This is a genomic window from Saccharopolyspora sp. 6V (assembly GCF_020176785.1).
Classification (GTDB): domain Bacteria; phylum Actinomycetota; class Actinomycetes; order Mycobacteriales; family Pseudonocardiaceae; genus Saccharopolyspora_C; species Saccharopolyspora_C gregorii.
Window position 1 is genome coordinate 1 of sequence record NZ_JAIUKB010000022.1, and the last position, 13,588, is coordinate 13,588.

Here is a 13,588-nt window from a genome sequence, read left to right on the forward strand (position 1 = left end):
GGCGCGCGGGGGGGGGGCGCGGGCCCCCCCCGCCCCCGCGTCGGGGGTCCCTCGGCGGGGGGCCGCCCCGGGGGGGGGGGGGGGGGGGGGGCCCCCGGCCCCCCCCCCGGCGAGCACACTGGGTTCGGGCGTGGCGCAGGTAGCGTGGGAAGAGGCAGCGAGATGAATGGGGTCAACACGAACGGCGGCGACGGCTCGGGGCGCGACCCGAGCGGATTCTTGACCGCGCTCCAGGAGCGCGTGCTCGTCGCGGACGGCGGCATGGGTACCGCGTTGCAGGCCTACGACCTGTCGTTGGACGACTTCGCGAACCTCGAGGGCTGCAACGAGATCCTGAACGAGACCCGGCCGGACGTGGTCTCCGGGGTGTACCGGAGCTTCTTGGAAGCCGGTTCGGACGCGATCGAGTCGAACACGTTCGGCACGAACCTCGCCAACCTCGGCGAGTACGGCATCCCGGAGCGCATCCGCGACCTCGCGGAGAAGGGCGCCCGGCTGGCCCGGGAGGCCGCCGACGAGTACGCCACGGCCGACAAGCCGCGCTTCGTGCTCGGTTCGATGGGGCCGGGCACCAAGCTGCCCACCCTCGGTCACGCGCCGTACGCGGACCTGCGCGACGCGTACGTCGAGAACGTGCTCGGCATGATCGACGGCGGCATCGACGTGGTCCTGGTGGAGACCTCCCAGGACCTGCTGCAGACCAAGGCGGCGATCGTGGCCGCCAAGCGGGCGATGGAGCAGACCGGCCGCTGGCTGCCGATCATCGCGCAGGTGACGGTGGAGCAGACCGGCACCATGCTGGTCGGCTCCGAGATCGGCGCCGCGCTCACCGCGCTGGAGCCGCTGGGCATCGACCTGATCGGCATGAACTGCGCCACCGGCCCCGCCGAGATGAGCGAGCACCTGCGGGTGCTGGCCCAGCACGCGCAGATCCCGATCTCGGTGATGCCGAACGCGGGCCTGCCCGAGCTCGGCCCGAACGGCGCGGTGTACCCGCTGCAACCCGACGAGCTGGCGACGGCGCTGGCCGGCTTCGTCACCGACTTCGGCGCGCGGCTGGTCGGCGGCTGCTGCGGCACCACCGGCGAGCACGTGCGCGCCGTCTCCGAGGCCGTCGCCGAACTGGCCCCGCAGGCGCGCACCCCCGAGGTGATCCCCGCGGTGTCCTCGGTGTACCAGTCGGTGCCGTTCGAGCAGGACGCCAGCATCCTCAACGTCGGCGAGCGCACCAACACCAACGGCTCCAAGAAGTTCCGCGAAGCGATGCTCGACGGCCGCTACGAGGACTGCGTGGAGATCGCGAAGGCCCAGACCCGCGAGGGCGCGCACATGCTCGACCTGTGCGTGGACTACGTGGGCCGCGACGGCGCCGAGGACATGCGGGAGCTCGCCAGCAGGCTCGCGACCGCCTCCACGCTGCCGATCATGGTGGACTCCACCGAGGCCGACGTGATCCAGGCGGGGTTGGAGCACCTCGGCGGGCGCTGCGCGGTGAACTCGGTGAACTACGAGGACGGCGACGGGCCGGACTCGCGGTTCCAGAAGGTGATGGCGATGGTGCGCGAGCACGGCGCCACCGTCGTCGCGCTGTGCATCGACGAGGAGGGCCAGGCCCGCACCGCCGAGTGGAAGCTGCGGATCGCCGAGCGGCTCATCGCCGAGATCACCGGCACCTGGGGCCTGGACGAGTCGGCGATCATCATCGACTGCCTGGTCTTCCCGATCACCACCGGTCAGGAGGAGGTGCGCCGGGACGGCATCGAGACCATCGAGGCCATCCGGGAGCTCAAGCGCCGCCACCCGCGGGTGCAGACCACGCTGGGCCTGTCCAACGTGTCGTTCGGCCTGAACCCGGCCGCGCGGCAGGTGCTGAACTCGGTGTTCCTCAACGAGTGCCGCGAGGCCGGCCTGGACTCGGCGATCCTGAACGCCTCCAAGATCCTGCCGATGAGCAAGATCGACGAGGAGCAGCGCCAGGTCGCCCTGGACCTGGTCTACGACCGCCGCACCGAGGACTACGACCCGCTGCAGAAGCTGATGCAGCTGTTCGAGGGCAAGACCGCGTCCTCGGCAGGCGCCTCCCGCGCGGAGGAGCTGGCGAAGCTGCCGCTGTTCGAGCGGCTGGAGAAGCGCATCGTCGACGGCGAGCGCAATGGCCTGGAGGCGGACCTCGACGCCGCCATGCAGGAGAAGGCGCCGCTGCAGATCGTCAACGAGAACCTGCTAGCGGGGATGAAGGTCGTCGGCGACCTGTTCGGCTCCGGGCAGATGCAGCTGCCGTTCGTGCTGCAGTCCGCGGAGACGATGAAGACCGCGGTGGCCTACCTCGAACCGCACATGGAGAAGGACGACTCCGGCGGCAAGGGCAAGCTGCTGCTGGCCACGGTCAAGGGCGACGTGCACGACATCGGCAAGAACCTCGTCGACATCATCGTGTCCAACAACGGCTACGACGTGGTCAACATCGGCATCAAGCAGCCGGTGAACGCGATCCTGGACGCGGCGGACGAGAACAAGGTCGACGTGATCGGCATGTCCGGCCTGCTGGTGAAGTCCACTGTGATCATGAAGGACAACCTGAAGGAGATGAACGAGCGCGGCATCGCCGAGAAGTACCCGGTGATGCTGGGCGGCGCGGCGCTGACCCGCTCGTTCGTGGAGAACGACCTCGACGAGGTCTACCAGGGCGATGTCCGCTACGCGAAGGACGCCTTCGAGGGCCTCAACCTGATGGACCGGCTGATGGCCATCAAGCGCGGCGACTCCCCGGAGATCAGCGAGGCCGAGGAGGCGAAGAAGGCCGAGCGCAAGGAGCGCCACGAGCGCTCCAAGCGCATCGCCGAGAAGCGCAAGGCCGAGCAGGGCCCGCTGCCCGACCTCTACGACGACACCGTCCGGTCCGATGTGGACGGTGACGCTCCGGTGCCGACCCCGCCGTTCTGGGGATCGCGCGTCGTCAAGGGCGTGCCCACCGCCGACTACCTGGCGCTGCTCGACGAGCGCGCCACGTTCTTCGGCCAGTGGGGGCTGCGCGGCGCCCGCAAGGGCGAAGGGCCGTCGTACGAGGAACTCGTCGAATCCGAGGGCAGGCCGCGGCTGCGCTACTGGATGGACGAGCTGGCCACCGCGGGCATCCTGCAGCACGCCGCGGTCGTCTACGGGTACTTCCCGGTCGTCACCGAGGGGAACTCGGTGATCGTGCTGGACAAGGAGGAGCCGGACGCTCCCGAACGCACCCGGTTCACGTTCCCGCGCCAGCAGCGCGACCGCAGGCTCAGCCTCGCCGACTTCTTCCGCACCAGGGAGAAGGCGCTGGAGACCGGGCAGGTCGACGTGCTGCCGATGCAGCTGGTCACGATGGGCCAGCCCATCGCCGACTACGCCAACGAGCTGTTCGCGAAGAACTCCTACCGGGACTACCTGGAGATCCACGGGATGGGCGTGCAGCTGACCGAGGCGCTCGCCGAGTACTGGCACCGCCGGGTCCGGCGGGAACTGCTGTGGTCCAGCGGCCGCGCGGTGTCCGAAGAGGACCCGTCGGATGTGACCGAGTTCTTCAAGCTCGGTTACCGCGGCGCTCGCTACTCGTTCGGCTACGGCGCCTGCCCCGAGATCGAGGACCGGGCGAAGATCGTCGAACTGCTGGAGAGCGAACGCATCGGCGTGGAGCTGTCCGAGGAGTACCAGCTGCACCCGGAGCAGTCCACCGACGCGATCATCGCCCACCACCCCGAGGCGAAGTACTTCAACACATGAGGCCGCGGGGGCGGACCGCAGGGCCGATCACCGGCGGTCCGCGCGCGTGCCGCGGAAAACCCGAGCAGGGAAAGCGCCCTGACAGGGATGAAACCCGAGCAGGGAACTCTAGAAAGGAAATCATGAGCGCGAAGCTGCAGAAGGCCAACGGCATCGAGTTCGCCGTCGCCGACCTGAGCCTGGCCGAGGCCGGCAGGCACCAGATCCGGCTGGCCGAGCACGAGATGCCCGGTCTGATGGCTACTCGCCGGGAGTACGCGGACTCCAAGCCGCTCAAGGGCGCGCGGATCGCGGGTTCGCTGCACATGACGGTGCAGACCGCGGTGCTCATCGAGACCCTGGTCGAGCTCGGCGCCGAGGTGCGCTGGGTGTCCTGCAACATCTTCTCCACCCAGGACGAGGCCGCCGCGGCGGTCGTCGTCGGCAAGAACGGCACCCCGGACAAGCCCGCCGGCGTCCCGGTCTTCGCCTGGAAGGGCGAGACCCTCGCCGACTACTGGTGGTGCACCGACCAGCTGTGGGAGTTCGGCGACGGCAAGGTCGCCAACATGATCCTCGACGACGGCGGCGACGCCACCCTGCTCGTGCACAAGGGCGTCGAGTTCGAGGCCGCCGGTGCGGTCCCGCAGGCCACCGACGACGACCCGGACGAGTTCAAGGTCGTCCTGGAGACGCTGCGCAACAGCCTGGCGAAGAGCAAGGACCGCTTCACCAAGCTCGCCGCCGAGATCAAGGGCGTCACCGAGGAGACCACCACCGGCGTGCACAAGCTCTACGAGCTGGTGAAGACCGGTGAGCTGCTGTTCCCGGCGATCAACGTCAACGACTCGGTCACCAAGTCGAAGTTCGACAACAAGTACGGCTGCCGCCACTCGCTCGTCGACGGCATCAACCGCGCCACCGACACCCTGATCGGCGGCAAGGTCGCCGTGATCGCCGGCTTCGGCGACGTCGGCAAGGGCTCCGCCGAGTCGCTGCGCGGCCAGGGCGCTCGCGTGATCGTCACCGAGATCGACCCGATCTGCGCGCTGCAGGCAGCGATGGAGGGCTACGAGGTCAAGACCCTCGACGAGGTCGTCGAGTTCGCCGACATCTTCATCACCACGACCGGCAACTTCAACATCATCACCGCCGACCACATGGCGAAGATGAAGCACCAGGCCATCGTGGGCAACATCGGCCACTTCGACAACGAGATCGACATGGCCGGTCTGGAGAAGACCCCGGGCATCAAGAAGGTCGAGATCAAGCCGCAGGTGCACGAGTTCACCTTCACCGACGGCCACTCCATCCTGGTGCTGTCCGAGGGCCGGCTGCTGAACCTGGGCAACGCCACCGGGCACCCGAGCTTCGTCATGTCCAACTCGTTCACCAACCAGACCCTGGCGCAGATCGAGCTGTGGACGAAGCCCGGCGAGTACGGCAAGGACGTCTTCGTGCTGCCCAAGCACCTGGACGAGAAGGTCGCCCGCCTGCACCTGGACGCACTCGGCGTCAAGCTCACCAAGCTGACCAAGGCGCAGGCCGAGTACATCGGCGTCGACGTGGACGGCCCGTACAAGCCGGAGCACTACCGGTACTGATCCGCCACCGCGGACCAGCCCCGCGTGGGCGCCACCGCCCGGACCTCGTCCCGGGCGGTGGCGGCCCCCGCCTGCCACGACAAGACCCGTCGAGGGGTCGGCGCCCTCCCGCTCCCGTCCCTCGAACCCGATTTCCGGTCGCGGTCCGCACGCGCCCGGCCCCCACGCGCGCGGCCGGGCGGGTTCGCGAGGACCCGCGAGGAAGGAAGGCCTGAGGCCGACATGGACACGATCGCACTCGAACTGGCACCGCCCGACCTCGACGGTGGACACGAGAAGGCCGTGGCGGAAGGCCGCAAGGTGGCCGAGAACAGCCGCGCTGCCGGGCTCGCCGACCGCATCGGCCACCTGATGATCCCGGGCATCATCGCCGAGGACGACGACCGCCCGATCGAGATGAAGCCGAAGATGGACGTCATCGACTTCTGGAACGCGGTGCGCCCGGAGATCGGCGACGTGAAGGGGCTGTGCACCCAGGTCACCGCCTTCCTCGACGAGCAGCAGCTCGGCGACCGGCTGGTGGACCTGCGCAAGGCGGGCATGGAGGGCATCGCGTTCGTCGGCGTGCCCCGCACCATGTCCGACGGCGAAGGCGGCGGGGTGCCGCCCACCGACGCGCTCGCCAAGTTCCAGGACGTGGTGCCGAACCGCGGTTCCATCCTCATCCCGACCCGCGAGGGCGAGCACGGCCGGTTCAACTTCAAGTGCGAACGCGGCGCCAACTACGGCATGACGCAGCTGCTGTACTCGGACGCCATCGTCGGATTCCTGCGGGAGTTCGCCGCGAAGACACCGCACCGGCCGGAGATCCTGCTGTCGTTCGGCTTCGTACCGGGCGTGGAGGCCAAGCGCGGCCTCATCGACTGGCTCATCCAGGACCCGGGCAACCCGGCGGTCGAAGCCGAGCAGCGGTTCGTCGCCTCCATCACCGGGTTGAGCTTCGAGGAGCGCAAGCGCAAGCTGCTCGACCTGTACAAGAGCGTCATCGATGGCGTGGCGGGGCTCGGGTTCCCGCTGAGCCTGCACCTGGAAGCCCCGTACGGGTACTCGAAGCCCGCGTTCGAGGTGTTCGCCGAGATGATCGACTACTGGGCGCCGGCCCAGCGGGCGGCCTGAGGGGCCTTTGCTCGGGTCTTCCTCCGTAGTGGGCGGGTGGCGGAACCTCAGCGGCCCCCTTGCTGCGGGATCTTTTTCCCGAGTGGCTCCGCCACGAGGGAAACGCTGTCCTCGCGAGAGAACCGCTGAGAACCCGCGGGTGGGTCGGCTGCATACGTCGTCGGCGGCTCAGCGGCTCCGCCGCTGACGGGAAGCAGATGAGAACGGTGGCGCGGGCTTGATGCCTGGTCGTGCGCCACTCTGGGACCGGCGTTCGGCGCCGCGCATCGAACGGACCGCTCGGCCACTCCCTTGGGCCGAGCGGTCCGTTCTCGTCAGCGCAGGCGTTCGGCGATCGCGGCGATGTCGGCGGGGGACACCCGGCAGCAGCCGCCGACGAGTGCGGCACCGTCGGCGACCCACCGGTCCACCAGCGCCGGGTCGAACCGCGAGGTGCCGGTCCACCGCTGGTGCACCGCGTCCCAGCCCTCGCCGCTGTTCGGGTACACCACCACGGGTTTGCCGGTGACCGCCCGCGCCACCGGCACCGCGCGGGTCGCGTCCGCGGGGGAGCAGCAGTTCACCCCGACCGCGAGCACGTCGTCCCGCCCGGCCACGAGCGCGAACGCCTCGTCCAAGGGCTGGCCGGCGCGGGTGCGCTCCCCGGAGATCGTGTACGACAGCCAGGCCGGGACGCCGAGCCCGCTCAACGCGTCCAGCAGCGCGGCCGCCTCGTCGACGTCCGGCACCGTCTCCAGCGCGAACAGGTCCGGCGCGGCCTCGGCGAAGACCTCCATCCGCGCGCGGTGGAACGCCACCAGCTCGCGGTGCCCCAACCCGTAGCGGCCGCGGTACTCGGAGCCGTCCGCGAGCACCGCCCCGTACGGGCCCACCGAGGCGGCCACGAACCGGCCGGTGCGGTGCGCCGCGGTCTTGCCCACCCGGTGCGGCACCGGCGCCAGGTGCGCGGCCTCCTGCGCGAGCTCCACGCTGCGCCGCATCAGCTCCGCCGCCTGCTCGCGGCCGATGCCGTGCGCCGCGAACCCCTCGAAGCTCGCCTGGTACCCGGCGGACTTCGCGACCTCCGCGCCCGCGGCGAAGAAGTCCTCGTGCGTCGCCACGACGTCGTCCGGCGCGTCCACCAGGTAGCGCGCCGACCACAACCCGCCGGACAGGTCCGCGCCCCGCGCCTCCAGCGCCGTCGCCAGCCCGCCGTCCAAGATCCGCGGACCGCCCGCGACCAGCTCGTCCACCCCGACACCCATACGGGCAAGGTAATCCTTCCGGCGCGCGTGCTCCCGCCGCCCACGTCGCGGCTCTCACCAGGTGGGCTGCCACCCCTCCGCCACGTCGGACTGCTCGGCACGCATCAGCTCGTGCAGGTAGAACGCCCGGTCGGCCAGCTCACCGAGCTGCGCGGTGGTCAGCTCGATCGCCGCCTCTCCCTGCCGCAGCGCCACCGAACGCGGTGTCGCGACGCTCAGCACCACCTCCGCGCTCGCCGGATCCATCTCTGCCGGAATGCGCCATCCCTCGTTCGCCACGCTCGCTCCTCATGATCAACCGATTGCGTGAAGCGCACGCTAGAAGCCTTCCGGCCGGCACGGCAGCCGGTTGCAAATCGGGGTGAGAATCGCTGGTGTATCAGCTGTTTCACGAAGTGTGCCTACGGAACGCGCGGAAGCGGAGGTAGGCCGGTGCGGCGGGGAGCAAGGTGCGTCAGGTGGGGCTGGGCGCGGGTCTGCGCAAGGCCCGCGAGGAATGCCGGATGTCCACCCGATCGGTGGCCGAACGGATCGGTGTCTCGCACACCTCCATCGCCCGCACCGAACTCGGGACGCGGACACCGGAACCGGAAGAGGTCATCGCCCTGTGCGCCGTGTACGGCATCACCGGAAGGCGCCGCGACCAGCTGATCGAGCAGGTGGACGGCACCGACTTCAGCTCCGCCTGGTTGGCGACCGGACCCGCCACCGCGCAGCAGATCACCAGCCTGGTGGCGTTGGAGACGCGGGCTTCGGAGATCACCGATGTCTCCCTCACCTGGTGCCGGGACTGCTGCAGACACCTGAGTACGCCCGCGCCGTCATCGGAACCCGGGAACGATGCCGAATGGCTGCTATCGACGAGGCTGGCTCGGCAGGCGTTGTTGACCCGGCCGGACGGCCCGTCGGTGCGCTTCCTCGTCGACGAGTTCGCGCTGCGCCGAGTGATCGGCGGGAACACGGCCACCCGCCACCAGCTCGAGCACCTGAACCGGGTGCAGGAGAACCCGCGAGTCCGAATTCAGGTCGTGCCGCGCGATGCAGGGGTCCACGCCGGGTTGGACGGTGCTTTCGTCGTGCTCGAGTTCCCGGCGCGCGAACCCCACGTGTACGTCGAATCGCGTCGAGTCGGGCTCTTCCTGACTCGCCCCAGGACGTTGAACCCTTCATCAGCGGAGTGAAGATATCGATTCGAAAGCGCTGTGCGAGCAGAGGCTCTGCGAAGCTCATCCGGCGGATCTGCGAGGAACTGGGCGAAGTCTGATGGCTGAGGTGTGGCGCAAGAGCACCCGTAGCGGCTCCAACGGCAACTGCGTCGAAGTGGCCATCGCCCCCGCCGAGACCCGGGTGCGGGACTCCAAGGAACCCGACGGCGCGTGGCTGCGGATTCCGGCTGCGCGGTGGCGCGGATTCCTGAACTCGGTGGTGCGCGGGCGCTTCGGCGGGTGAACGGCCTGGCGGGATGTCGCCAGGAGGGCCCGGGAGCGGCGGTGGTGGCGCGATCATCGCCGCATGACCACCGCCTCGACCACCGCCCGCATCGCCGTCACGTTCGCGGCGGCGCTCGCCGTGACCCTCGTGCCCGCCGGGACCGCGCAGGCCGCCACGGCCTACTGCGAAACCCTCACCGACGCCTCGCACCCCGACTGGATGGGCGGGCTGCCCGACGACACCAGCCTCGCCGCGCTGTCCATCCCCGGCACCCACGACACGCTCTCGCTGCACGGCGGCGACATCACTCAGACCCAGGAGGACCACGGCGACAGCGCGGAAACGCTCACCGCGCAGCTCGACGCCGGGGTCCGCGCCATCGACATCCGGGTGCGGAAGGTGGACGACCTGTTCACCATCCACCACGGCACCTTCTACCAGAACGCCAACTTCGCCGACGTGCTCGCCAAGGCCGACGGCTTCCTCGCCGCGCACCCCGGCGAGGCGATCGTGCTGCGGCTCAAGGCCGAGTGCACCGGCGACATCGGGTCCTGCACCGACGAGAACAGCTCCAAGGACACCGCCGAGATCCTCGACTGGTACCGGGACAACGACCCGAACGGCGGGCGGCTGCTCAATCCCGCCGACGACGGGATGCCGGACCTCGGCTCGGTGCGCGGGAAGATCGTCCTCGGCTCGCTGCAGGAAGCGCAGGGCGGGCTCGTCGACGGGTACGGGCTGTCCCAGTTCACCAACGACAACTGGGGCGAGTACGTGCAGGACGAGTACCAGGTGCCGACCATCGGCGACATCGAGACCAAGTGGAACCACGTCCGCGACCACTGGGACAAGACGAACGGCGCCGACTCCGGCGAGATGTTCTGGAACTTCAGCAGCGGATCCAGCCTCGGCGCCGACCCGAAGACCGTGGCCTGCGGCACCGGCGGCATCCGCGGCGTCAACGACCACGCGCTCGAACACCTCGCGGGCAACGACGTGCCGCGCACCGGGGTCGTGCTGATGGACTTCCCCGGCGGGGAGCTCATCGACCAGATCATCGCGCGCAACTCCTGACCCGCGGCGGCACCGTTCGCGCTGCCGGTCGGGTCGTCGGTCCGGTGGTTCGAGCGGCCGATGCTCCAGCAGCAGTTCGTGATCTTCACCTTTCGTGATCGGATTGCTGCTGGTAGCGGCCTGGGGTGGTGCCGGACGTGGCCCGGCTGCCGCGGTCGGGGTGTGGGCGAAGCGTTCGATCGTGCCGTTGGTCCGGGAGCGGGGCAGCGGACTCGAACCGGTCCAGTGCACGGGGCTGACCGAACGGTCCTGCTCGCCGGATTTCCGCGCAGTCTCGGGCGAGGAGAACCGCCGCGACCGGTAACCGAGGAATGCGGCACTGCGGCCGTGCGGATCACCAAGTTCACCCATGCCTGCGTACGGCTGGAACACGAGGGCAGGGTCCTGGTCATCGATCCGGGGACCTGGAGTGAGCCGGGGGCGCTCATCGGCGCGGACGCCGTGCTCGTGACCCATGAGCACGCGGACCACATCGACGTCCTCCGCTTGGCGGGGCTCCGCGTTCCGGTCTACGCGCCGGCCGGCGCCGCCATCACCGGTGTGGACTTCGTCGGCGTCTCTTCCGGCGAAGCGTTCACCGCAGCGGGTTTCCCGGTGCTCGCGTTCGGCAGCCCGCACGCAGCCGTCCACAACGGACAGCCCGGCTGCGCGAACCTGGGCTATCTGGTCGACGGTTCGCTCTACCACCCCGGCGATTCGCTGCACGTGCCCGGGCAGCCGGTGGAGACGCTGCTCGTTCCGGCCCACGCGTCCTGGCTGAAACTCGCGGAAGCCGTCGAGTTCGTCAACGCTGTGCACCCGCGACGCGCGTTCGCGATCCACGATGCCATGCTCAACGAGCGCGGCCTGCGGAGCATCAACAACTGGCTCGCGCAAGCCACCGACAGCGACTACCGCTATCCGGCGCCCGGCGAGTCCCTGTGAACCGTTGGTGCTCCAGCCGGGTTCGGTGATCTGGTTCGTGTCTTCGCCGGTAGTGCCGAAGTCGTGGATCGTCGAACCCGGCCCGGTGTCGCGAGGCAGGCGTACCCGAGGATGCGGAGTGCGCGCGTAGGTCATCGCGGACCCGTCGGCATCCGAGGTCGCGACATTCGGCAGCCGCTGCGTCCCATCCGGGCCGGCATCGCCGGTCACCTCCGGCAGCGTCCACCCGTTCTTGCCAGCCAGTAGCGCCGGCGAACCTCGCGCGTACGCCGCAGCCCGCCGCCGCAGCCCCACCCGGTAAGACCGGCCCGACCGCTGCGGCCAGGTGGTGCGCATCGCCGAGGCGTTCGTGCGGTCGCCGGGTCGTCCGGTCGAGCGTCGCGCGGTCGCCGGTTCGTGCCGCCAGGTGCTGGGGGCCGCCGGTCGGTTCGCCCGGCCGAACCGGACAGCGCCGCCGGGCCGGGCGAACGGTGCAGCGCCCGTCTTCGCTCGGCGCACGGTGTTACTGCAGGTGCCCACTGGAACACGCCGCGGCAGCAACGAAGATGGACCTGTCACCCGTCTCCAGCAGAGAGGGCCGGCATGTCCGAGAAATGGCTCCGCAGCAGCCGCAGCGGCTCGGTCGGCAACTGCGTCGAGGTCGCCCGCTGCGCCGATGTCACCCTCATCCGCGACTCCAAGCAACCGCACGGCGCGCGGCTGCGCGTCTCCCCGGAACGCTGGCGGGGCTTCCTGGACCTCGTCGGCTCCGACCACTGGCACCACCCCTGACCCGTCCGTCGCGGCCGCTGCGCGGCCTCAGGTGAGCACCCCGTTCGTCCGACGGCGATGGGCGAACGCACCTGTCGCCGTCGTGCCGGAACCGGGCTCGTAGGACTCGCCGAGAGCGGACGGTGCGCCGTTCACCTGCGGCGGGGCCGGGGGCGTCCGCGCGGGAGACCATGATCGCGTTTTCCGGAACGGTGCTGGGTGGTGTCACCGCACCGGGTTAACGTGGGGGGGAAGTCAGGTGGGAACGGAGGCGTGATGGACACGGAGAGCACGCTCGCGGCGCTGCGGGCACGGGTACCGGAACAGCGGTTGGTGACCGACCCGGACTCCGTCGGCCGGTACGCCCACGACGAAGCCGAGTGGGCCCCGCACGGCACCCCCGCCGCCGTCGTGCGCCCGGAGAGCACCGACGACGTGGTGGCGGTCGTGCAGGTCTGCCACGAACTCGGCGTGCCCGTGGTGCCGCGCGGCGCCGGTACCGGCCTCTCCGGCGGTGCCAACGCCCTCGACGGCTGCGTGCTGATCTCCTTCGAGCGGATGAACCGGATCCTCGAGATCAACCCGCGGGAGCAGCTCGCCGTCACCCAGCCCGGCGTGGTCAACGACGACTTCCGGGCCGCCTGCCGGGAACACGGCGCCTGGTACCCGCCGGACCCGGCCAGCTCGCCCTGGTCGACGATCGGCGGCAACGTCGCCACCAACGCCGGTGGGGTGTGCTGCGTGAAGTACGGCGTCACCCGGGACTACGTGCTCGGGCTCGAAGCCGTCGTCGGCAGCGGCGAGGTCGTGCGCCTCGGACGGCGCACCGCGAAGGGCGTCACCGGCTACGACCTGTGCGGGCTGTTCGTCGGCTCCGAAGGGACCCTCGGCATCATCACCGAGATCACCGTCAAGCTGCTGCCGGGCGTGCGCGCCCCGGAACGCACCGTCGTCGGCTACTTCGACTCGCTCGTCGCCGCCGGGGAAGCCGTCGCCGCCGTCGCGGCCTCGGGCGTGGTGCCCTCCGCGCTGGAACTGCTCGACCGGCACTGCCTGCGCGCCGTGGACGAGTGGAAGAACATGGGTCTCAGCGACGAAGCCGAAGTGCTGCTGCTCGGCCGCTCCGACACTCCGGGCGAGGCGGGTGAGCAGGAGGTCGCCACGCTCGTCGAGTGCTTCGAGAAGGGCGGCGCCACCTTCAGCGCCGCCTCCACCGACCAGCACGAAGCCGACGCCCTGTTCGCCGCGCGCAGGTTGGCGTACCCGGCGCTGGAACGGCTCGGCCCGCTGCTCACCGAGGACGTGTGCGTGCCGCGAGCCCTGGTGCCGGACATGCTCGCGAAGGTCGAGGCGGCCGCGCAGCGGCACGACACCCTCATCGCGAACATCGCGCACGCCGGGGACGGCAACCTGCACCCGCTGATCATCACCCCGGCCGGGGACGAGGCGGCGCGGACGCGGGCGCAACGCGCGTTCGACGACATCGTCGCCGACGCCATCGCCCTCGGCGGCACCGTCAGCGGCGAGCACGGCATCGGCCTGCTCAAGCGGGCGGGCCTGCACGACGAGCTCGGGCCCACCGTGGTCGGCATGCACCACGCGGTGAAGAACGGCCTCGACCCGGCGGGGATCTTCAACCCCGGCAAGGTCTTCGGCACGCCGGAGGGGTGATCTCCTCGTTCGCTCAGCCTCGGTCGATCGATCGGGCCG

The 13,588-nt window shown here is 70.2% G+C and carries 10 protein-coding genes and 3 pseudogenes; 11 read left to right on the plus strand and 2 right to left on the minus strand.

Translation table 11 applies throughout. The annotated features are described in order from the left end of the window. The first annotated feature begins 162 nt into the window (after window positions 1-162). The 3 genes from metH (at window position 163) to LCD35_RS04760 (ending at window position 6,455) form a co-directional block, all read left to right on the plus strand. Complete coding sequence (gene metH / locus LCD35_RS04750; protein WP_224958134.1) at window positions 163-3,756, plus strand: methionine synthase; 3,594 nt, start codon at window positions 163-165, stop codon at window positions 3,754-3,756. 122 nt (window positions 3,757-3,878) lie between these two features. Next, a complete protein-coding gene (gene ahcY / locus LCD35_RS04755; RefSeq protein WP_224958132.1) occupies window positions 3,879-5,339 on the plus strand; it encodes an adenosylhomocysteinase in 1,461 nt (486 codons plus the stop codon). 222 nt (window positions 5,340-5,561) lie between these two features. Then, window positions 5,562-6,455 (plus strand): mycobacterial-type methylenetetrahydrofolate reductase, encoded by an 894-nt coding sequence (locus LCD35_RS04760; RefSeq protein WP_224958129.1) that lies wholly within the window; start codon window positions 5,562-5,564, stop codon window positions 6,453-6,455. A 314-nt stretch (window positions 6,456-6,769) separates the two neighbouring features. Here LCD35_RS04760 and mmuM read toward each other — a convergent pair whose 3' ends face one another. Together mmuM and LCD35_RS04770 are read right to left on the minus strand one after the other, a co-directional pair. Continuing rightward, window positions 6,770-7,699 (minus strand): homocysteine S-methyltransferase, encoded by a 930-nt coding sequence (mmuM, locus tag LCD35_RS04765; protein WP_224958127.1) that lies wholly within the window; start codon window positions 7,697-7,699, stop codon window positions 6,770-6,772. A 54-nt stretch (window positions 7,700-7,753) separates the two neighbouring features. Continuing rightward, window positions 7,754-7,978 carry a hypothetical protein gene (locus LCD35_RS04770; protein ID WP_224958125.1) on the minus strand — a complete coding sequence of 75 codons (225 nt, stop codon included), beginning with the start codon at window positions 7,976-7,978 and terminating at the stop codon, window positions 7,754-7,756. 179 nt (window positions 7,979-8,157) lie between these two features. Here LCD35_RS04770 and LCD35_RS30670 point away from each other — a divergent pair. The 8 genes and pseudogenes from LCD35_RS30670 to LCD35_RS04800 form a co-directional block, all read left to right on the plus strand. After that, window positions 8,158-8,337: pseudogene (locus LCD35_RS30670) on the plus strand (helix-turn-helix transcriptional regulator); the annotation flags it as partial. Beyond that, window positions 8,307-8,516 (plus strand): annotated as a pseudogene (locus LCD35_RS30675) (hypothetical protein); the annotation flags it as partial. The pseudogenes LCD35_RS30670 and LCD35_RS30675, both read left to right, overlap by 31 nt. Then, a pseudogene (locus tag LCD35_RS30680) lies at window positions 8,437-8,880 on the plus strand (DUF5753 domain-containing protein); the annotation flags it as partial. The pseudogenes LCD35_RS30675 and LCD35_RS30680, both read left to right, overlap by 80 nt. 82 nt (window positions 8,881-8,962) lie before the next feature. Continuing rightward, window positions 8,963-9,148, plus strand: a complete 186-nt coding sequence (locus LCD35_RS04780; protein WP_224966182.1) for a DUF397 domain-containing protein — start codon at window positions 8,963-8,965, stop codon at window positions 9,146-9,148. 63 nt (window positions 9,149-9,211) lie between these two features. Then, window positions 9,212-10,204, plus strand: a complete 993-nt coding sequence (locus LCD35_RS04785; protein WP_224958122.1) for a phosphatidylinositol-specific phospholipase C — start codon at window positions 9,212-9,214, stop codon at window positions 10,202-10,204. A gap of 327 nt (window positions 10,205-10,531) precedes the next feature. Next, on the plus strand, window positions 10,532-11,128 hold the full coding sequence (locus tag LCD35_RS04790) for an MBL fold metallo-hydrolase (RefSeq protein ID WP_224958120.1): 597 nt from the start codon (window positions 10,532-10,534) through the stop codon (window positions 11,126-11,128). 582 nt (window positions 11,129-11,710) lie between these two features. Further along, the gene (locus tag LCD35_RS04795) at window positions 11,711-11,899 is read left to right on the plus strand and encodes a DUF397 domain-containing protein (protein WP_224958118.1); all 189 of its coding nucleotides are present in this window, start codon (window positions 11,711-11,713) and stop codon (window positions 11,897-11,899) included. A gap of 255 nt (window positions 11,900-12,154) precedes the next feature. After that, window positions 12,155-13,549, plus strand: a complete 1,395-nt coding sequence (locus LCD35_RS04800) for an FAD-binding oxidoreductase (protein ID WP_224958116.1) — start codon at window positions 12,155-12,157, stop codon at window positions 13,547-13,549. The last annotated feature ends 39 nt before the right edge of the window (window positions 13,550-13,588 follow it).

Bases quoted from the DNA above. Each gene is read 5' to 3' on its own strand.
- metH (WP_224958134.1), top strand. From the start codon at position 163: ATGAATGGGGTCAACACGAACGGCGGCGACGGCTCGGGGCGCGACCCG.
- LCD35_RS04795 (WP_224958118.1), top strand. From the start codon at position 11,711: ATGTCCGAGAAATGGCTCCGCAGCAGCCGCAGCGGCTCGGTCGGCAAC.
- LCD35_RS04800 (WP_224958116.1), top strand. From the start codon at position 12,155: ATGGACACGGAGAGCACGCTCGCGGCGCTGCGGGCACGGGTACCGGAA.
- LCD35_RS04785 (WP_224958122.1), top strand. From the start codon at position 9,212: ATGACCACCGCCTCGACCACCGCCCGCATCGCCGTCACGTTCGCGGCG.
- LCD35_RS04760 (WP_224958129.1), top strand. From the start codon at position 5,562: ATGGACACGATCGCACTCGAACTGGCACCGCCCGACCTCGACGGTGGA.
- LCD35_RS04780 (WP_224966182.1), top strand. From the start codon at position 8,963: ATGGCTGAGGTGTGGCGCAAGAGCACCCGTAGCGGCTCCAACGGCAAC.
- mmuM (WP_224958127.1), bottom strand. From the start codon at position 7,699: ATGGGTGTCGGGGTGGACGAGCTGGTCGCGGGCGGTCCGCGGATCTTG.
- ahcY (WP_224958132.1), top strand. From the start codon at position 3,879: ATGAGCGCGAAGCTGCAGAAGGCCAACGGCATCGAGTTCGCCGTCGCC.